The 20,010-nt window shown below is 71.0% G+C and carries 11 protein-coding genes and 2 pseudogenes; 11 read left to right on the plus strand and 2 right to left on the minus strand.

The genetic code is table 11. From position 1 onward, the window contains the following. Positions 1 to 263: 263 nt before the first annotated feature. On the minus strand, positions 264 to 2,429 hold the full coding sequence (locus V8690_RS31875) for a RecQ family ATP-dependent DNA helicase (RefSeq protein WP_338783548.1): 2,166 nt from the start codon (positions 2,427 to 2,429) through the stop codon (positions 264 to 266). 142 nt (positions 2,430 to 2,571) lie between these two features. Between V8690_RS31875 and V8690_RS31880 the strand changes: the two genes are divergently transcribed. The 7 genes and pseudogenes from V8690_RS31880 to V8690_RS31910 all read left to right on the plus strand — a co-directional run bounded on the left by V8690_RS31880 (position 2,572) and on the right by V8690_RS31910 (position 14,345). Continuing rightward, positions 2,572 to 4,542, plus strand: a complete 1,971-nt coding sequence (locus V8690_RS31880; RefSeq protein ID WP_338783549.1) for a DUF4192 domain-containing protein — start codon at positions 2,572 to 2,574, stop codon at positions 4,540 to 4,542. Between the two features lie 622 nt (positions 4,543 to 5,164). Continuing rightward, positions 5,165 to 7,084, plus strand: a complete 1,920-nt coding sequence (locus V8690_RS31885; RefSeq protein ID WP_338785525.1) for a glycogen debranching N-terminal domain-containing protein — start codon at positions 5,165 to 5,167, stop codon at positions 7,082 to 7,084. Between the two features lie 130 nt (positions 7,085 to 7,214). Further along, positions 7,215 to 7,972 (plus strand): annotated as a pseudogene (locus V8690_RS31890) (NUDIX hydrolase). Positions 7,973 to 8,078: 106 nt separating this feature from the next. Then, entirely contained in the window at positions 8,079 to 10,364 is a 2,286-nt protein-coding gene (locus V8690_RS31895; protein WP_338783550.1) for an ATP-binding cassette domain-containing protein, read from the plus strand. Between the two features lie 161 nt (positions 10,365 to 10,525). Then, positions 10,526 to 11,413 (plus strand): FCD domain-containing protein, encoded by an 888-nt coding sequence (locus V8690_RS31900; RefSeq protein ID WP_338783551.1) that lies wholly within the window; start codon positions 10,526 to 10,528, stop codon positions 11,411 to 11,413. A 427-nt stretch (positions 11,414 to 11,840) separates the two neighbouring features. Next, positions 11,841 to 13,373, plus strand: a complete 1,533-nt coding sequence (locus V8690_RS31905) for an RNA polymerase sigma factor (RefSeq protein WP_338783552.1) — start codon at positions 11,841 to 11,843, stop codon at positions 13,371 to 13,373. Positions 13,374 to 13,509: 136 nt separating this feature from the next. Next, positions 13,510 to 14,345 (plus strand): annotated as a pseudogene (locus V8690_RS31910) (serine protease). 167 nt (positions 14,346 to 14,512) lie between these two features. On the opposite strand, the gene V8690_RS31915 reads toward V8690_RS31910, so the two are convergent. Further along, a complete protein-coding gene (locus V8690_RS31915; protein WP_010034922.1) occupies positions 14,513 to 14,743 on the minus strand; it encodes a hypothetical protein in 231 nt (76 codons plus the stop codon). Between the two features lie 442 nt (positions 14,744 to 15,185). On the opposite strand from V8690_RS31915, the gene V8690_RS31920 reads away from it, so the two are divergent. From V8690_RS31920 to V8690_RS31935, 4 genes are all read left to right on the plus strand, one after another. Beyond that, positions 15,186 to 17,309, plus strand: a complete 2,124-nt coding sequence (locus V8690_RS31920) for a DNA topoisomerase IV subunit B (protein ID WP_338783553.1) — start codon at positions 15,186 to 15,188, stop codon at positions 17,307 to 17,309. 331 nt (positions 17,310 to 17,640) lie between these two features. Further along, positions 17,641 to 18,165, plus strand: a complete 525-nt coding sequence (locus V8690_RS31925) for a DUF1453 domain-containing protein (protein ID WP_338783554.1) — start codon at positions 17,641 to 17,643, stop codon at positions 18,163 to 18,165. Then, positions 18,162 to 19,313, plus strand: a complete 1,152-nt coding sequence (locus V8690_RS31930; RefSeq protein ID WP_338783555.1) for a histidine kinase — start codon at positions 18,162 to 18,164, stop codon at positions 19,311 to 19,313. Before V8690_RS31925 ends, V8690_RS31930 begins: the two co-directional genes overlap by 4 nt. Further along, positions 19,310 to 19,993 carry a response regulator transcription factor gene (locus tag V8690_RS31935; protein WP_338783556.1) on the plus strand — a complete coding sequence of 228 codons (684 nt, stop codon included), beginning with the start codon at positions 19,310 to 19,312 and terminating at the stop codon, positions 19,991 to 19,993. The genes V8690_RS31930 and V8690_RS31935 overlap by 4 nt, the downstream gene beginning before the upstream one ends. Positions 19,994 to 20,010: the final 17 nt, after the last annotated feature.

Below are 20,010 nucleotides of genomic sequence, written 5' to 3' on the forward strand. Positions count from 1 at the left end.
GTGCGGGAGCGGACCTCAATTGTTCCTGTCGAACTTGAATGCGGCAACGAGCAAATGGCGCAGCCGACCGTTATCAGATGTTGCGCGGCTAATATCCCCACCCTGTGCGTCGCCGGGCCACCCATGGGGCGTTCGAGCCCGACACGTTCGTACGTCACGGAGGTGCGCCGCGTCCAGAGGTGTGCGCGACCGGGCAGGTGGCGGCGCCCGGTCAGCGGCCGGTTCCCGGCCAGGATCTGGCGGCCATGGCTCTCGACGCGCGGTCAGCCTTGCATGGCCAGCACCAGCGGCAACACCCCCTGCGCGCCGGAGCGTCGGAGCATCCGGGCCGCGACCGCGAGGGTCCAGCCGGTCTCCGTGTAGTCGTCCACGAGGAGGACCGGGCCCTGGGCCTCGGCGAGGGCGGACGCGAGGGCGGGCGGCACGGTCAGTGCCCCGTCGAGCGCCTTCAGCCGCTGGGCGCTGTTGCTCCGGGGCCCCGGGTACACATCGCCCGTGTACTCGACGGCGCCCAGCAGCGGCAGCCGGCCGACCTCCGCGATCCGCGCTCCCAGGGAGTGGATCAAGCGGGGCCGTGTGCGCGAGGCGACGGTGACGACGCCCACCGGGCGGGGCTGAGGGTCCGACGCACCCGGGGCCCAGCCGCCGGGTCCCCTGGCCCAGTCGGCCAGCACCCCCACCACGGCCTTCGCCACGTCGTCCGGCACGGGTCCGTCGGGGGCCTGGGCTGCCAGCATGGGCCGCAGCCGGTTGCCCCAGCCGATGTCCGACAGGCGCCCCAACGCACGTCCCGGCGTGGCCTGTTCGCCGACCGGGATACGTCCCTTGAGGTCCACTCCGATCGTCGGCAGCCCGGTCGGCCACATCCGGCGGGGCTCCACCTCGACACCCGCACGCCCCAGGTCCACACGCGCCGCGTCGAGTGCCTCCTCGGACATGTCCGCGGTGAAGCGCGGGCCCGCGCAGTTGTCGCAGCGACCGCATGGCTTGGCGGCCTCGTCGTCGAGCTGGCGCTGCAAGAACTCCATCCGGCAGTCCGTCGTCGACGCGTACTCGCGCATCGCCTGCTGCTCGGCCTTGCGCTGACGCGCCACCCACGCGTACCGCTCGGCGTCGTACGTCCACGGCTGCCCCGTCGCGCTCCACCCTCCCTTGACCCGCTTGACCGCCCCGTCCACGTCGAGGACCTTGAGCATGGACTCCAGGCGGGAGCGGCGCAGCTCGACCAGGGGCTCCAGAGCGGGCAGCGACAGGGGCTTCTCCGCGTGCGAGAGGATGTCGAGCGTGCGGCGCACCAGGTCTTCCGAGGGGAAGGCGAGCGACGCGAAGTACTCCCAGATCGCCTCGTCCTCCTTCCCGGGGAGCAGGAGTACCTCGGCGTGCTCCACACCGCGTCCCGCACGGCCCACCTGCTGGTAGTAGGCGATGGGGGAGGAGGGCGAACCGAGGTGCACCACGAAGCCCAGATCGGGCTTGTCGAAGCCCATACCGAGCGCCGAGGTGGCGACCAGCGCCTTCACCTTGTTGGCGAGCAGATCCTCCTCGGCCTGCTGACGGTCGGCGTTCTCCGTCTTGCCCGTGTACGAGGCGACCGTGTGCCCGCGCTGCCGGAGGAAGGCGGTGACCTCCTCGGCGGCGGCCACGGTGAGCGTGTAGATGATCCCGGAACCCGGCAGTTCGTCGAGATGCTCGGCGAGCCAGGCCATCCGGTGTGCGGCGTCCGACAGCCGGAGCACGCTCAGACTCAGGCTGTCCCGGTCCAGCGGGCCCCGCAGTACGAGGGCGTCCGAGCTGCCGCCGGTGCCGAGCTGTTCCGCGACGTCGGCCGTCACGCGCGCGTTGGCGGTGGCGGTGGTCGCGAGCACCGGAACGCCGGGCGGGAGGTCGGCGAGCATCGTGCGCAGTCGGCGGTAGTCCGGCCGGAAGTCGTGGCCCCAGTCGGAGATGCAGTGGGCCTCGTCCACCACCAGCAGTCCGGTGGCGGCCGCGAGCCGGGGCAGCACCTGGTCCCGGAAGTCCGGGTTGTTGAGCCGCTCGGGACTCACCAGCAGGACGTCGACCTGACCGGCGGCGATCTCGTCCTGAACGGCCTCCCACTCCTCGGTGTTGGAGGAGTTGATGGTCCGGGCGTGGATGCCGGCCCGGGCCGCTGCCTCGACCTGGTTCCGCATGAGCGCGAGCAGCGGGGAGACGATCACGGTCGGACCGCTGCCCTGCGCCCGCAACAGCGAGGTCGCCACGAAGTAGACCGCGGACTTGCCCCAGCCCGTGCGCTGGACGACCAGGGCACGGCGTCTGTCGGCGACCAGCGCCTCGATCGCCCGCCACTGGTCCTCGCGCAGCCGGGCCGTTCCCGAGACGTCCCCGACGAGACGGGCGAGAACCGCGTCGGCCGTCGCCCGGAGATCAGCGTTGCTGGTGTGCTCCATGCGCTCCATACAACAGGACGGCACTGACAGCGCGAGCGGTGCACGAAATCATCAGACACCTCGCTGTTTCGAGTGACGTGTCCCTGATCGGAGTTATCCACAGGGTCAAGCGGAGCTTCGGATTCCGCGAGATCGTCTTCGCATGACGAACCACAGCGAAGCGACTGGATCCTCCGAAAACAGCGACATCACCGGGCCCGACGCGCACGGCGAGCACAAGGAAGGCGGACAGGAGAAGCGTGGGAGCGACAGGACCGGCCCGCACGTCCCCGGCCCCGCGTACGACGACCACGGCGGCGAGCACCAGGTCACCCTGCGCACCCCGGCCGAACTGGCCGACGCACTGCCGTATCTGCTCGGTTACCACCCGGAGGACAGCATCGTCCTGGCCGCCCTGCACGACAGGGACGGACGCGGGCGGTTCGGCGGCCGGGCCAGGCTCGGCATCCCCGCCAACGCGGACGACTGGCCGTCGGCGGCCCGGCAACTGGCCCACGGCCTGGTGACGGGCAGCGAGCGCCGAGGGGCCCGCCCTGATTCGATGGTCGCCTTCCTCTGCCAGGAACCGGAGAAGGGCGAGTCCGGTCGGCAGGTCATGGAGCGGCTGAGGCCGCTGGCCCAGAAGCTGCGTGTGGAGTGCGGTTCCCTGGACGTCACGGTGGTCGAGGCGCTGTGCATCTCCGACGGTCGTTACTGGTCGTTCTGTTGTGACAACGCCGCGTGCTGCCCGCCCGAGGGAGTCCCCATGGGCCTGCCCGGCACGTCGGTGCTCGCCGCCGCTGCCACTTACGCGGGGATCCAGGTACGCGGCACGCTCCGGGAGCTGCGGGCCCGGCTGCTCCCCTGGGAGAACGCTGCCGCTCTCGAGCAGGAGACCGCCCTGGACACCGCCAGTCTGGCGCTGGTCCCGAGGATTCTGGACGACGCCGGCCGCGCCGAGGTGGCCGACGAGACACTGGAACTGGCCGGGCGCATCCTGGACCGCTTCGCCGGGGCCCGGCCCGTCTCCGGCATGCTCCTGGCGGATCTCCGCGACGACGAACTTCTCGGGCACGACGAGGCAGCCCGGTTGATCCTCGGCCTCCAGGACCGCGCGACCCGTGACCGAGCGGCCGAGTGGATGGAGGGAGACGAGGCCGGACACGCCCTTCGCCTCTGGCGGTCACTGGCCCGCCGATGCGTCGGACCCTACGGCGAGCACGCCGCTGCGCCGCTCACTCTCGCCGGCTGGGTCGCATGGTCCACCGGCGACGAACTGGAGGCGCGGGAGGCCCTCGCCATGGCCCTGAGCGCGGATCCCGACTATCTCTTCGCCCGTCTCCTGCACCAGGCCTGCAACGAAGGCCTCGACCCGGAGTCGATCCGCAGCTGCCTGCGAGCGGAGCGCGAAGACCGTGGGCGCCCGGGAGACGCCGGCTCGGCGGCTCCGGTCGACGGTTTGGATGCCCGGGTGGGCGCTTCCATGCCCCGGAGGGACGAGTGTGCCAAGCGGGCGGACGACTCCTTGGCCCCGGCGGACGGCTGCGTGGAGCAGGTTGGCGGTTCCCTGGCTGGGGCGGACGTCTGCGTTGAGTCGGTGGACGGTTCCCTGGCTGAGGCGGACGTCTGCGCTGAGCGGGCGGATAGCTCCCGGGCCAGGGCGGACAGCTCGCGGGCCAGGGAGGACGACTCCGCCGGGTGCGTCGACAGCTCCGTCGCGCAGAAGGACAGCCCCCCGACTCGGTCGGACGCCGACGAGGTCGCCATGGTCGAGGCAGCCGTGCCCGAGTTCGAGCAAGAGCCCGCACCTACGTCCACGGCGACGCCCTCACGCCGTCGACGCCGTACCCGTTCCGCCGGTGCTGTCGGCACGGCCACGGGCGGTACCCGCGCGGGAGACCGTGTCCGGGGCACGCGGGTGCCCCGTCGGCGTACTCCGGCAGGCACTACGCGCCCTACCAGTGCCGCAGAAGCCGGCACGCGGACCGGGCGAGAAACCGCGGGAACCGCGCGGTCCGGCAGCGTACGCGCGGGCGGCACGCGTGCGCGTACGTCGAAGAAGACGGCAGTGCCGTGCCAGGGCGCGGGCCAGGAAGGCGCACAGCGCGGCCAAGGCACGGAGGGGGAGGAGTGAGTGCCCTCCCGGTGGCCTCGACGCGCCCCGGGGACGCGGGCGTGACCCTGAGGAGGTTCATGCCGTTCACCTGAGTGGCGGAACGCCTGGACGGGGCGTGACGCCGCACTGCCCCTGCCCCGTCGGAGCCCTCCGGCACCGGCGCCGAACTCGATCGAGGCGCACAGAGCGCAGAGGAAGCCTCTCCATGCATCAGCCGACTCCGCCCTCCTCCGCCACCGACGACCCCCACGCCCCGGGTGGAACCCCGCCGCCCCGGAGGTCGGGCCCTGGCCTGTCCGGGGCCGGGGCTCCGCGGTCGGGGGCCCAGGACGTCGCTCCGCGGCCGACGGCACGTGTCGTCGACGGATTCGGGCCCAGGTTCCCCGGGGGTGCCTCACCCGCCTCGCTGCCCACCGGACCGGATTCGTGTCCGCCCTCGACACCGGACGGGGGCCGTTCGTCCCCCAATGGGGCGGGCCAGAGCCGTCACCCTGGTTCCGGGTCCGGGTACGGCTTGCCCTCGCCGCCCTTGGCTCAGAGCCGGGGCCCGTCCTCCACGGGGCAGCCCGCCGGGCTTCCCCGAGGCGCCACGATCCCCGGTCTGCGCTGGTCTGCCGACCTGCCGCCCGCCCACACCTTGATGATCTGCGTCGCTCTTCCCGGTCTGGCCATCTCGACGGAGGGAGGGCAGATGACCGGCCGGGGGCTGGAGGGGTTCTACCGAGCCGGCCGACGCGTGCTCTCCCGGTGCGAGATCCGCGTGGCCGGGCGGGAACCGCTCGCCGTCCAGGCCCGTATGGCTGCCGCCGACCGCGCCAGGTTCGTGGGCACGCTTCGCACGTCGCCACAGGCAGGCCCGGACCCGGACGTGGTCGTGGAACGCAACCGTCTCGCGGACGGCACGGAGCGGATCACCCTGCACAGCGCGGCTCCCCGCCCGCTGCGTCTGCCCGTCGAGGTGTCCCTGGGCACGGACCTGGCCGACCTCGGGTCGATCGCCTCGGGCCGCGCCGGACCCGAGCTCCCCGCCAGTGTCCACGACTCCGGCCTGCGCTGGTCCTGCGCCACCGGAAACGCGTCCGTCACGGCCGCACCGCCTCCCTCGGACGCCCTGGCCTCGGCCGGACTGCTGCGGTGGGAGCTCGACCTGCCACCGGGCGGCAGCAGAAGCGTGGAGCTGCGGGTGCGGCCGGACGGCGCCGGTCCCCTCCGAGCCGTGGGCCGCGCGGCGACCAGCCCTCTGGCCGCGGCGCGAGCGGAAGGAGACGACCCCGGAGTCCCCGCACTCCTGAGCACGAGCATCGAGGATCTCCAGGCCCTCCTGCTGCGTGATTCCGCGCACCCCGCCGACACCCACCTCGCGGCCGGGGCACCCTGGCGCTGCGGTCTGGCCCCGGCCGACGCGCTCGTGGCCGCCCGGATGGCCCTGCCGCTCGGTACGGGCCTGGCAGCGGGGACACTGCGGATCCTCGCCCGTACCCAACTCTGCGGCCCGGGACCGCAGTCCGGGACGATCCCCGGCCCGAGACGGGACGCAGGCCCGCACCTTCCGCCGCAGTGCACCGGTACGGAGGCCACGCTGCTGTTCCCCGCACTGCTCGCCGAGGCCCGCCGCTGGGGCCTCGGCGAGCAGGAGACGGAGGAACTACTGCCTGCCGCCGAGCGCTGTCTGACCTGGCTGCGAACGACCGTGGGCGACGACCCGTACCTGCGCGACCCGCACCCCGGCGGTCCCGTCCGATGCGAGACACAGGCCCACGCTCACCGCGCGGCACTCCTGGGCGCCGACCTGCTCGACGCCTGCGGCCGCACGGGTGGTGCGGCACTCCGGCAGTGGGCGCAGGCCTTGAGAACCGCCTTCCGCAAGGACTTCTGGGTCGACGACCGCGGGGGCGGCCGGCCCGCGGCAGCCCGTGCCCCGGACGGCAGGCCCGTGCCTCATCTGGGCGCGGCCGCCGTCCACCTCCTCGACACCGGACTGCTGGGCGAGGGCGTCTTGGCGCCCGGTCTGCTCGACAAGGTTCAGACCGAGAACCTCGCCCGGCTTTTCGGCAGCCCCGTCATGGACTCCGGTTGGGGCCTGCGTGGACTGGGTGCGAAGGAACCGGGATTCAATCCGTTCGGCCACCGCGCCGGGGCCGTACGGGTCCAGGAGACCGCACTCGCCGTCGCGGGTCTGGCCGCCGCCGGCTACGAGAAGGAGGCGACCTCGCTGCTGCGCGGCGTACTCGCGGCCGCCGAGACCTTCGCCCACCGGCTGCCCGACATGTACGCGGGGGAACAGCGCACGGAGGGGAGCGCTCCCCTCCCGCACCCGGCGGCCTGCCGCCCGGCGGCCACATCGGCGGCCGCCGGAGTGCTGCTGTTGACCACGCTCGCCGGCATCCGCCCCGACGCCCCGGCCGGGACGGTCACCCTGCGCCCCATGCGCAGCTCGCCCCTGGGCGAGATCGGCTTCACCGGACTGCGGATCGCGGGCGCCCCGTTCTCCGTGCGGGTCAGCCGGCTCGGCCTCGCCATGGTCGAGGAGGCGGCCGACGGACTTCAACTGGGGGTGTGACCTGGTACGACATTCAACCGTCAGCCAAGCGGGCTGGCCAGTGGTGTCCATATCCGACCGAAGTGGATCAGTCGCCGATGCGACCGCCGAAGGGAGTGTTTATCGTCAGGCAGACGACTATGATCGCCGCATGCCCTACGACCCGTCAGCGTTTCCGCCCTTCGCCGTCACTGTGGACCTGGTCGTGCTGACCGTGCGCCGCCATGCCCTGTGCGCGCTGGCGGTACGCAGGGGCGAACCGCCGTTCCAGGGGCGTTGGGCGCTCCCCGGCGGCTTCGTACGAGCCGACGAGGATCTGGCACAGGCCGCGGCACGCGAGCTGGCCGAGGAGACCGGACTGCGCGTCCACGACCCGTCCGCCCCCGCGCAGGACCACGGGGCGCACCTGGAGCAGCTCGCCACCTACGGCGACCCCAAGCGGGACCCCAGGATGCGGGTCGTCAGTGTCGCCCACCTAGCCCTCGCTCCCGACCTGCCTGCGCCCGGGCCGGCGGCGACGCCAGCAACGCGCGCTGGGCCCCGGTGGAGGAACTGCTGCACCAGGGCGGTTACGGGCGGGACGCCGAGCCGGTCGCGCCGCTCGCGTTCGACCATGCGCAGATCCTGTCGGACGGAGTGGAGCGTGCTCGCTCCAAGATCGAGTACTCGTCGCTGGCCACTGCCTTCTGCCCGCCCGAGTTCACCGTCGGAGAGCTGCGCCGTGTCTACGAGGCGGTGTGGGGCGTGGCACTCGACCCGCGCAACTTCCACCGCAAGGTCACGGGCACACCGGGCTTCCTCGTCCCCACCGGTGGGACGACCACCCGCCAGGGCGGCCGCCCGGCTCAGCTCTTCCGCGCCGGCGGTGCGACTCTGCTCAACCCTCCGATGCTGCGCCCCGAGGTCTGACGAGTCCGGAACGCCACGCGCCCGGCCCGGAGAAGGGTGATCGTCGTGCCCGAAGCAGGCCTCGTGGTGCCCGGAAAACCGGACATAGCGCGCTATCTTGCTGCGGGTGATCCAGGCCTTCGGACTGACCAGCAACCCCCGCAAAGAGCTTCCGCCCGCAGCCGACGACGTCTCCTTCGAGGCGCGAGCGGGGTGCGTCACCGCGCTGCTCGGAGCACCGGGCGCCGGCAAGACGACAGTCCTCAGGCTCATGCTGGAACTCCAACAGGGCCGGGGCATCACCTACTTCCGGGGCCGCCCCCTGCACCGCATCGCCCACCCCTCGCGCGAGGTCGGTGTGCTGCTGGGCGACGTGCCGGGGCACCCGGCCCGCACGGTCCGCGGTCATCTGCGCATGCTGTGTGCCGCCACAGGGGTTTCGGTCCGGCGAGCCGACGAAGTGCTCGATGCGGTCGGGCTGGTGAGCCTGCGCGACGAACGCCTCGGCACCCTCTCGCGCGGCATGGACCGCCGCCTGGGTCTGGCCTGCGCCCTCCTGGCCGACCCTCACACGCTCGTCCTCGACGATCCCGCCGACGGGCTGTCCGCCCGCGAGAGTCACTGGCTGCACGGCATGCTGCGCGCACACGCCACCCAGGGCGGCACGGTCCTGTTCACCACGGCCGACCCCAAGGAGGCCGCGCGCACCGCCGACCGCGTCGTCACGCTGGAACAGGGCAGACTCGTGGCCGACCAGGAGGCCGCGGAGTTCTCGCGCACCCGCCTGCGTCCCCGGGTCGCCGTACGCAGCCCGCACGCGGCCCGTCTGGCGGCTCTCCTGGCCAAGCAGGCCCGCATCGCCCAGCGCTCCGTCGAAGTCGTACGAGAAGGCGGCAACCGCCTCTCCGTGTACGGCAGTACCTGCGCGGAGGTCGGTGAGACGGCGTTCCGCCACGGCATCCTCGTGCACCAACTCGCCGACGAAATCGGCGACATGGGGCCCGGGGCGGGAGTAGCGCAGACAGGTGAGCCGCAGGGTGGCCGTGACCCGGGCCCGGGCAAGGCAGGGCAGACGGCGGGCGAGTCGCACGGGGCCGGCACGGCGGGAACGTCTGCCGACATGCTCGAACACGTCGACGTGGAGCCGGAGTGCGCGGATGCCAGGCCAGGGCACGTCACCGATGCGCACCGGGCGACCGTCGCGCCCCAGGCCGCCAACGGTGGTCCGCAACCCACCCTCGACGCGTCGAAGCCGGCCCCGGTCACCGCCGATCCCGTGGCCGCTACCGTCGAGCCGCGACCTGCGGCTGAGTCAAGCCCCGCCGTTGACGCGTCGAAGCTGCCCCCGGTCACCGCCGATCCCGTGGCCGCTACCGTCGAGCCGCGACCCCCGGCTGAGCCACGACCCACCGTCGATGCACCAAAGCCGGTCGCCGACGAGCCCTTGCCCCCCGCCGGGCACGCGCAGCCCGCCGTCGAGCCGCACGAGCGCTCGGACGCCCCCTCGGCCGGCCACCCGTCCGACACCGAGGCCCGTCCTCAGGAGAGGACGACACCTCGCGCGTTCCACCGCGCCGATGCCCGCACGGCACGCACGCTCGACGCACTGCCCCCTCTGCCGCCTCCCATCGCCGTCCGCCCCGCCCCCAGCCCCCTGCGTCCACTCCGTTACGAGATCCGCCGTGCCGCCGGGATCGGCACCGGGTTCCTCACCGGGGCCGCCGTGCTCGTCGTGTCCGCCGTGACCGCCGTCGTGCTCGCCCGTATCGGGCACACCCCGCAGCCACGCCTGCTGGCCGCGTGGCCACAGGAGCTGCCCCTGCCGCCCGCAGCGCTCGGCGCGGGGCTGCTCGGCGCGCTGGCCTTCGGCGACGAGTTTCGCCACCCCGCCCTGGCCGCGGACCGCGGCACCGTGCCCCGCCGGCTGGGGCTGCTGGTCGCCAAACTGCTCGTCGCCACGGCCACCGCGCTGATGCTGGCCGTCCTCACCGTCGGCTGCGACGCCGAGGTGCTCTATCTCATCTACGGACGGGAGCTCGCCCAGGTTCCCGCCGACTGGCTTTCGCTGAGTGCGAGTTGGATCGGGCTGATGGTCGGCTGCGCCTGGGCGGGCGTTCTGGCCGCAGGCGTCTTCCGGTCCACCACGGCCGGGCTCGCCGCCGTGGCCGCCGTGCCGCTCCTCGTCGTACCCGCGGTGCACGAGGTCCTGGAGGGGCCGTCCGTGCGGACCGCGGCGGGACTTCCCATGCGGCTGCGCGAGGCTCTGCTGCCGCGATGGCCCTTCGGGGGAGAGCGCTACCTGGAAGCCGCGCTGAGTGCGATCTCCCAACCGGTCGGCGGCGCACTGACGTTGTCGCTGACCGCACTGCTCTTCGCGTATCTGCTGACCGCACTGCGGAGCCGGTTCCGGTGACGACTGTCCGTAACCCTGAGTCCGGCCGTGCGCACAACTCCCCGCAGAACGCCCATTTCTTTCCGATAAGGCGTCAATTGCGATGGGGTGAGCGATCACCCTTTCGTGTGCTTTTCACCAAAGACCTCAAGGGAGTTGGAGACGGCGCCGACAAAGGATGCGTGAGTACCCTTGCGCACACCATGATGACCGCCGCCCGCTCCGCTGACTCCGGCCTCGCGAGCCCGGGCGAACTCGATCGCTACCCCTACGCAGAGGCGCCCGCCGTCGACCGCGTCGGTGCACCTGCCTGGGGCGGCGGGGACCCCGAGCTGGGCCGGGTGGGCCGACGCGCCGCGGGCAGCCGCGGACGCGGGCTGCACGGCCAACTCGTCCAGCAGCTGGGTCAGATGATCGTCTCCGGCGACCTGGGCGCCGACCGTCCGCTCGTGCCCGAGGAGATCGGCCAGCGGTTCGAGGTCTCCCGCACCGTCGTCCGCGAGTCGCTCCGCGTCCTGGAGGCCAAGGGCCTGGTGAGCGCCCGCCCGAACGTCGGCACGCGCGTGCGCCCCGTCAGTGACTGGAACCTCCTCGACCCGGACATCATCGAGTGGCGGGCCTTCGGGCCGCAGCGCGACGACCAGCGCCGCGAGCTGAGCGAGCTGCGCTGGACGATCGAGCCGCTCGCCGCCCGCCTGGCCGCCGGGCACGGGCGCGAGGACGTCCAGCAGCGCCTGACGGACATGGTCGAGATCATGGGGCACGCGATGGCCCAGGGTGATGCGCTCACCTTCTCCCGTGCCGACTCCGAGTTCCACTCGCTGCTCATCCAGGTCGCAGGCAACCGCATGCTGGAGCACCTCTCCGGGATCGTGTCCGCGGCCCTCCAGGTCTCGGGCGGTCCGGTCGCGGGCTGTGACCGGCCGAACGAGACCTCGCTGGCGCATCACGGCCGCATCTGTGACGCCCTCGCCGCCGGCGACGGAGCCGCGGCCGAGGCGGCCATGCGGCAACTCCTCACGGTCCACCCCGAGGTGGAACGCGTAGTGCCCGCTCCGCGCGAGCACTGACCGCGTTCCGCGGGCGGCGCGGCCGGGTGCGCCACCCCCCTCCTGTGGCAGCGCCCGTTCGGTGAACCGCCTCCCGTCGGACCCCGCGGGATCCTCGCGATCCCGCGGGGTCCGACGGCGCGAAGGGGCCGCAGATCCGCTGGAGCGGCCGGCTGACAGCCAGATGCGACCTGCTTTGCCCCTGTCTGATCGATTTTGTTCGCTTACGGGGTGTGACTCGGGCCACGCGAATTGGGCGTAACGCTCGCGGGAAGAACGCGATGACCTAAGAGGTGACAGCCGCGGAGGGAATACGGACGCCGTTCACGGCGCTGTGCATCTTCCCGGCCCCCGCCCGCGCCGTCGGCCCACCCCCAAGCCGGCGGTCGGCTCCTGTCCACTGTGGACGGGGCCGGAAGCCGTTTTCCAACGTTCCGAGAGGTTGTTCGTGTCGGCCAGCACATCCCGTACGCTCCCGCCGGAGATCGCCGAGTCCGTCTCTGTCATGGCTCTCATTGAGCGGGGAAAGGCTGAGGGGCAGATCGCCGGCGATGACGTGCGTCGGGCCTTCGAAGCTGACCAGATTCCGGCCACTCAGTGGAAGAACGTACTGCGCAGCCTCAACCAGATCCTCGAGGAAGAGGGTGTGACGCTGATGGTCAGTGCCGCAGAGCCCAAGCGCACCCGAAAGAGCGTCGCAGCGAAGAGTCCCGCCAAGCGCACCACCACCAAGACGGTTGCGGCCAAGGCGGTGACCACCAGGAAGGCCACCGCCACGCCGGCGGCTCCTGCCGCCGAGCCCGCCGTCGAGGAAGAGGCACCTGCCAAGAAGGCAGCCGCCAAGAAGACGACCGCCAAGAAGGCAGCCGCGAAGAAGGCGCCTGCCAAGAAGGCAGCCGCGAAGAAGACCAGCGCCAAGAAGGACGACGTCGAGCTTCTCGAAGAGGAGGTGCTCGAGGAGGCCGCTCCCGGCAAGGCCGGCGAGGAGCCCGAGGGCACGGAGAACGCCGGATTCGTGCTGTCCGACGACGACGAGGACGACGCGCCCGCCCAGCAGGTCGCCGCCGCCGGTGCCACCGCCGACCCGGTCAAGGACTACCTCAAGCAGATCGGCAAGGTCCCGCTGCTCAACGCCGAGCAGGAGGTCGAGCTCGCCAAGCGCATCGAGGCCGGTCTGTTCGCCGAGGACAAGCTGGCCAACGCCGACAAGCTGGCGCCGAAGCTCAAGCGTGAGCTGGAGATCATCGCCGAGGACGGCCGCCGCGCCAAGAACCACCTCCTGGAGGCCAACCTCCGTCTGGTGGTCTCCCTGGCCAAGCGCTACACCGGCCGCGGCATGCTCTTCCTGGATCTCATCCAGGAGGGCAACCTCGGTCTGATCCGCGCGGTCGAAAAGTTCGACTACACCAAGGGCTACAAATTCTCCACGTACGCCACCTGGTGGATCCGTCAGGCGATCACCCGCGCCATGGCCGACCAGGCCCGCACCATCCGTATCCCGGTGCACATGGTCGAGGTCATCAACAAGCTCGCGCGCGTGCAGCGCCAGATGCTCCAGGACCTGGGCCGCGAGCCCACCCCGGAGGAGCTGGCCAAGGAGCTCGACATGACCCCGGAGAAGGTCATCGAGGTCCAGAAGTACGGCCGTGAGCCCATCTCGCTGCACACCCCGCTGGGCGAGGACGGCGACAGCGAGTTCGGTGACCTCATCGAGGACTCGGAGGCGGTCGTCCCGGCCGACGCGGTCAGCTTCACGCTCCTCCAGGAGCAGCTGCACTCCGTGCTCGACACCCTGTCCGAGCGCGAGGCGGGTGTCGTCTCGATGCGCTTCGGTCTCACCGATGGTCAGCCGAAGACCCTCGACGAGATCGGCAAGGTGTACGGCGTCACGCGCGAGCGGATCCGCCAGATCGAGTCCAAGACCATGTCGAAGCTGCGCCACCCGTCCCGTTCGCAGGTGCTGCGCGACTACCTCGACTAGTCGTCGCGGTCGTACGACGCGGAAGGTCCGGTTTTCCTCGGGGGACCGGGCCTTCTTCACGCTCTCCGCGGGTGCGGGCCGCCACCGGGTGGATCACTCTGGGTGTCTCGCCGACACCACGGAGTGAGGAGCGTGTATGCGTCGTCGCTTTGCCCGAGCCCTGGCCCGACCGCTGGTTGTGGCAGCCGCGGTATCCGCCCTATCAGTGGGCTCAAATGCCCCTGTGGCCGCCGACAGGGTGGTCATAGGGGGATTTCCCGTCGACGTGTCGGAGAGCCCGTGGACGGTGGCCCTGTCCAGTCGTGACCGGTTCGGGGGTACGCGCGCGGGGCAGTTCTGCGGCGGAGTGGCGGTCGGCCGCAGCACCGTGCTCACGGCGGCCCACTGCGTGGACGAGGAGGTCCTCGGCGGGCCACCGGAGCGCGTACGCGATCTCAGGGTCATAGCGGGGCGCACGGACCTGCTCTCGGACCGCGGTGGCCAGGAGATCGCCGTGCGAGACACCTGGATGAACCCGGCCTACGACGGTGCCAGCAACGTCGGGGACTTCGCCGTACTCACCCTGGCCGAGCCTCTGCCCGTCGGCTCGGTCATCGGCATGGCGGCCGCCGGCGACCCCGCGTACGCCGTGGGCGAAGCCGCGACGGTGTACGGATGGGGCGATATCTCGGGCGCCGGGGAGTACTCGAACAGTCTGCGGGCGGCACGCGTGCGTGTGCTCCCCGATGTTCTCTGTGACGAGGCGTATCCGGGAGGTGCGGGTGGCGTCTACGACGCCAGGAGCATGCTGTGCGCCGGAGAGGCGAAGGGAGGCCGGGACGCCTGCCAGGGCGACAGCGGGGGGCCGCTGGTGGCCCAGGGGCGGTTGATCGGGCTCGTGTCCTGGGGGATCGGCTGTGGGCGGCCGGCAGCCCGGGGGTGTATGTGCGTGTCTCCGACATCATGCGCACGCTCGACTGGACTCCGGTGTGAAGATCATGCCCAAGCTCGGCCGGTACGGTGTGAAGAAACCGCGCGGGGTGCGTCCGGCGGAGCCTGAGCGGATTGGCGGGGACGAGGACGGGCGGCTGCCTCGATAGTGGAGGCAGCCGCCCGTTCACCGGCCTGTGCCGTGCTGGCTCGTCGTCGGACGCGAGGTGTCAGCGCTCTTCTTCGGAGGCAGTCGCGGGAGCGGACGTCAGCCGCTCCGTCTCGTCCTGTATCTCAGCGGCGATCTTCTTGAGTTCCGGCTCGAACTTGCGCCCGTGGTGGGCGCAGAAGAGCAGCTCTCCGCCGCTGAGCAGAACGACGCGCAGGTACGCCTGGGCGCCGCAGCGGTCGCAGCGATCAGCGGCCGTCAACTGGCTCGCAGGGGTCAGAACAGTAGTCACGTCGCCTCTTCTCTAGCTCGACGAGCTGTCGTACCAGGGTCAACATCCAACCAGCCCCAAAACGTTCCCGCTCGTGGCTTTTCCTCGAAAAAATCTTTGCGAGGCGGCTGTCTGCTGCCGGTTGGCGGCGAATGTGCCGTATTGCGTGTCTATGTGTCTTACGGGGCTTCGCGTTGTATCGGTGGTCGGTCCTCCCGGCTGGGTTGCCGGTTGTTCATGAGGACGTGCCCGGAGCCTAAATGGTTCATGCCTGGAAGGGAACGTGATGTGTGCTTCACTCCAACGAGGGATCGAACAAACATGCGAGTCTGGACTAGGGTGAGTTTCCGACGAGGGTGGCGTTACAACGGCTCTACCAGGCCTCGGTACCCTCTCACCGGTGACTGAAGCCGCGCCCTTACCCATGAGGGCCCCATCTGAAATTCAGCGAGGAGCGAACCGCGTGACCGCCGAGACGTCCGTGCCGTCCACAGCTCTGCTGGCAGGAGCAGACCGGGACGGGTCCAACTACACCGCGCGGCACCTGCTCGTCCTCGAGGGGCTCGAGGCCGTGCGGAAGCGCCCCGGTATGTATATCGGGTCCACTGACAGCCGTGGCCTGATGCACTGCCTCTGGGAGATCATCGACAACTCCGTCGACGAGGCCCTCGGCGGTTACTGCGATCACATCGAGGTCATCCTCCATGACGACGGCTCGGTCGAGGTCCGGGACAACGGCCGGGGTATCCCGGTCGACGTCGAGCCCAAGACCGGCCTGTCCGGTGTCGAGGTCGTCATGACCAAGCTGCACGCCGGCGGCAAGTTCGGCGGCGGCTCGTACGCCGCCTCCGGCGGTCTGCACGGCGTCGGCGCCTCCGTGGTGAACGCCCTGTCCGCCCGTCTGGACATCGAGGTCGACCGCGGTGGACACACCCACGCCATCAGCTTCCGGCGCGGTGTCCCCGGCGCCTTCGCCGGGAACGGTCCGGACGCCAAGTTCGAGGCCGAAAGCGGCCTGCGCAAGGCCAAGAAGATCCCGAAGACCCGCACCGGCACGCGCGTGCGGTACTGGGCCGACCGCCAGATCTTCCTCAAGGACGCCAAGCTCTCCCTGGAGAACCTGCACCAGCGCGCCCGCCAGACCGCGTTCCTGGTGCCCGGCCTGACCATCGTCGTGCGCGACGAGTACGGGCTCGGCGAGGGCGGCAGCAAGGGCGAGGAGTCCTTCCGCTTCGACGGCGGAATCAGTGAGTTCTGCGAGTACCTGGCGAACGACAAGCCGATCTGCGACGTCCTCCGCTTCTCCGGACAGGGCATCTTCAAGGAGACGGTCCCCGTCCTGGACGACCACGGCCAGATGACGCCCACCGAGGTCACCCGCGAACTCGGCGTCGACGTCGCGCTGCGCTGGGGGACCGGCTACGACACGACGCTCAGGTCGTTCGTCAACATCATCGCCACCCCCAAGGGCGGTACACACGTCGCCGGCTTCGAACAGGCTGTCGCCAAGACGATGAACGAGGTGCTGCGCGCCAAGAAGCTCCTGCGCGTAGCCGAGGACGACATCGTCAAGGACGACGCCCTGGAAGGCCTGACCGCGGTCGTCACCGTGCGTCTCGCCGAGCCGCAGTTCGAAGGCCAGACCAAGGAGGTCCTCGGGACCTCGGCGGCCCGCCGCATCGTGAACAACGTGGTCACCAAGGAACTCAAGGCGTTCCTGACGTCCACGAAGCGGGACGCCGCCCAGCAGGCCCGTGTCGTGATGGAGAAGGCCGTCGCAGCGGCCCGTACACGCATCGCCGCCCGGCAGCACAAGGACGCACAGCGCCGCAAGACGGCCCTGGAGTCCTCCTCGCTGCCGGCGAAGCTCGCCGACTGCCGCAGCGACGACGTCGACCGCAGCGAGCTGTTCATCGTCGAGGGCGACTCCGCGCTCGGTACGGCGAAGCTCGCCCGGAACTCCGAGTTCCAGGCGCTGCTGCCGATCCGGGGCAAGATCCTCAACGTCCAGAAGTCGTCCGTGACGGACATGCTGAAGAACGCCGAGTGCGGCGCGATCATCCAGGTCATAGGAGCCGGATCGGGCCGGACCTTCGACATCGACACGGCGCGCTACGGCAAGATCATCATGATGACCGACGCCGACGTCGACGGCTCGCACATCCGCACGCTGCTCCTGACCCTGTTCCACCGCTACATGCGGCCCATGGTCGAGGCCGGCCGGGTCTTCGCGGCGGTGCCGCCGCTGCACCGCGTCGAGATCGTCCAGCCGAAGAAGGGCCAGGACAAGTACGTCTACACGTACTCGGACCGGGAACTGCGCGACACTCTTATGGAGCTCCAGAGCAAAGGCATCCGCTACAAGGATTCGATCCAGCGCTACAAGGGTCTCGGCGAGATGGACGCCGACCAACTGGCCGAGACGACCATGGACCCGCGCCACCGCACTCTGCGCCGGATCAACCTCTCTGACCTCGAGGCCGCCGAGCAGGTCTTCGATCTGCTGATGGGCAACGACGTCGCGCCGCGCAAGGAATTCATCTCCAACTCGGCGGCGACGCTGGATCGGTCGCGGATCGACGCGTAGTCGCTGCGCTGGGCTTTGGCAGGACAGGGCAGGGCAGGGCAGGGCAGGGCAGGGCAGGGCAGGGCAGGGCTGGGGCGCTGGTGATCTATTCCGGGTCGGGTGCTGGTTGGGTCCTGGGATACGGTCTGACCGGCTTTGGTGACGTGGCCCGAACGCGGCCCAGGCCGTCGCGGCCGAGCTGTTTCTCCACCCCTGGGTGGAGAAACAGCTCGGCCGGGGATCCACCCGTGATCCACCCGCACTCCGATCCCATGACCTGGCGACTTCCGTAGCGTCGAAGGCGTCGGTGGCACCGCTGCCGGCATCCCCTTTCCCGCTCACGGAGGTTGTGATGTCCGGGCTCGTCGACGCGCTGGTGATCGTGGCCGTTGCGGTGCTGGTGATCGCCCGGCAGTTCCGCGCAACCCCCATCGACGGCGAGCGCCGCTGGTGGCTCCTGCCCGCGATCCTGGCCGTCGTCGCGCTGCGCGAGCCCGGCATACTCGACGCCCATCACCACACGGTCTCGGTGGTGCTGCTCGGCGCCGAACTGCTCGTCGGTCTGGCCACCGGGGCCGGCTGGGCCTGGACCACCCGCATATGGGCGGAGCCTGACGGCACCGTGTGGAGCAGGAGCAGCACGGCGAGCGTCGCCGTCTGGGTCGTCGGAATCGGGCTGCGCGTCGGGCTCTACGCGCTCGGTGCCGCGGTGGGCGTTCACCAGGACAGGACCGCCGTGCTGCTGAGGATGGCCGGCACCCTGCTCGTCCGGACCGGAACCCCGGCCTGGCGCGGTCAGTTGCTGCGTCCTGCCGTGAACTCGCGCGGGGCGTACGGTGACAGCATGATGCGGCCTGCGGGGAAGGAGCACGTGTGAAGGAGAACGCCTGGACACGCTGGCCTTCCCGGGAGGCACTCAGCCACGAGGGACTCTCCCGTTCCCGGTGCCTGATGGTCTGGACGGTGAGGGCCTTGGTCCTCGGCGTACTGATCTGGCGTGTCTTCGCCGAGAGCGAGGCGCGTGGCTGGAAGATGGCGGCCGGAGCCGGAGGGGTGCTTCTGGCGGCACTGCTCGCCTGGCTGTTTTTCCGGACCACGCTCCAGCACCGGCTGTGGCCGTCGCTGGCGTCGCTCGCGCTGCTTCAGGGTGTCGCCGTCGCCGCCCAGATGTCAGGCTTCAAGGTCGCGGCCCTTGTCATGTGGTGCGGATGCGCCGTCTCGGCACTGGAGCGGCTCCCACCGGCAGTCGCCCTCAGCGCAGCAGGCGTGGCACTCGGTTCGTTCGGGGCCGTCAACCACGACGAAGTGCTGACGTCCGTGGTCACCGGCGTCGGCCTCGCCCTGGCCGGATACACGCTGCGCCTGGACGCCGAGGCCCGCGGCAGCGCCCAGCGGCTGCTCGCCCAGGAGCGGGCCGCGCGTGCGGCCGAGGCGGAGACGGCGGCGCTCGCGGAGCGGGCCCGCATAGCGCGGGAGATTCACGACGTGCTGGCGCACAGCCTGTCCGCCCAGCTCGTGCACCTGGAGGCGGCCCGGCTGCTGATCGAGCGTGGCGGGGAACGGGAGCAGATTCTCGAACGAGTGGTGGCGGCGCGGGAGATGGCGCGTGGCGGGCTCTCCGAGACGCGGCAGGCGCTCTCCGCCCTGCGCGGGGATCTGACCCCGCTGGAGGAGTTCCTGAACCAGTTGGTGGGTACGGCCGACGGCGCGGAGGTCACCATCACGGGTGAACGCAGGGCGATGCCGGCCGAGGCTTCGCAGGCTGTGCGCCGAGCGGCCCAGGAGGCTCTGACGAATGCCCGCAAGCACGCTCCGGGCGCCAAAGTGCGCCTGCGGCTCGACTACAACCCGCACGGAGTGACCCTGGATGTGCGGGACTCGGGCGGCTCGCCGGGCGAGCTGACCGGGACGGGAGCCGGGTACGGTCTGCTGGGCATGCGGGAGCGAGCCGAATTGCTGGGCGGTTCGCTCGAGGCCGGGCCGGGCGAGGAGGGGTTCGTGGTGACGTTGAAGGTGCCGGTATGACGGAGGGGACCGAGCGGAAGCCCGCTCGGGTGGTGGTCGCGGACGACCAGACCGTGGTGCGGGAAGGCATCGTGATGCTGCTCGGTCTGCTGCCCGGGATCGAGGTCGTCGGCGCGGCGGGGGACGGGGAGGAGGCGATGCGGCTCGTCGCCGAAGTCGCCCCGGACGTGGTGCTGATGGACCTGCGCATGCCTCGCTGTGACGGGGTGGAGGCGACCCGCAGGATCCGCGCGGAGTACCCCGGGACGCAGGTCGTGGTGCTCACGACGTACGCCGATGACGAGTCGCTCTTCCCTGCACTGGCTGCGGGAGCGCGCGGCTACCTCACGAAGGACGCCGGCGGGGAGGACATCGTGCGGGCCGTGCACAGCGTGCTGTCGGGGGACGCGGGGCTCTCGCCCAGCGTTCAGAGGCGGCTGCTGGAGCGTCTGGCGGAGGCCGAGGTGAGACCGGCCTCGCCCCCTGAGGCGCCGGACGGGCTCACCGTGCGGGAGACGGAGGTGCTGCTGCTCATCGCCGAGGGGCTCAGCAACCAGGAGATCGGCCGCAGGCTGCATGTCTCCACCGCCACCGTGAAGACCCACATCAACAACCTCTTCACCAAGACGGGGCTCAAGGACCGTGCACAGGCGGTGCGTTACGCGTACGGAAAGGGGCTGGTGCGGCCACCAGCGGGTTGAGTCACCTGATGGGGTGA

Origin of the sequence: Streptomyces sp. DG1A-41 (genome assembly GCF_037055355.1) — a bacterium.
GTDB lineage: Bacteria > Actinomycetota > Actinomycetes > Streptomycetales > Streptomycetaceae > Streptomyces.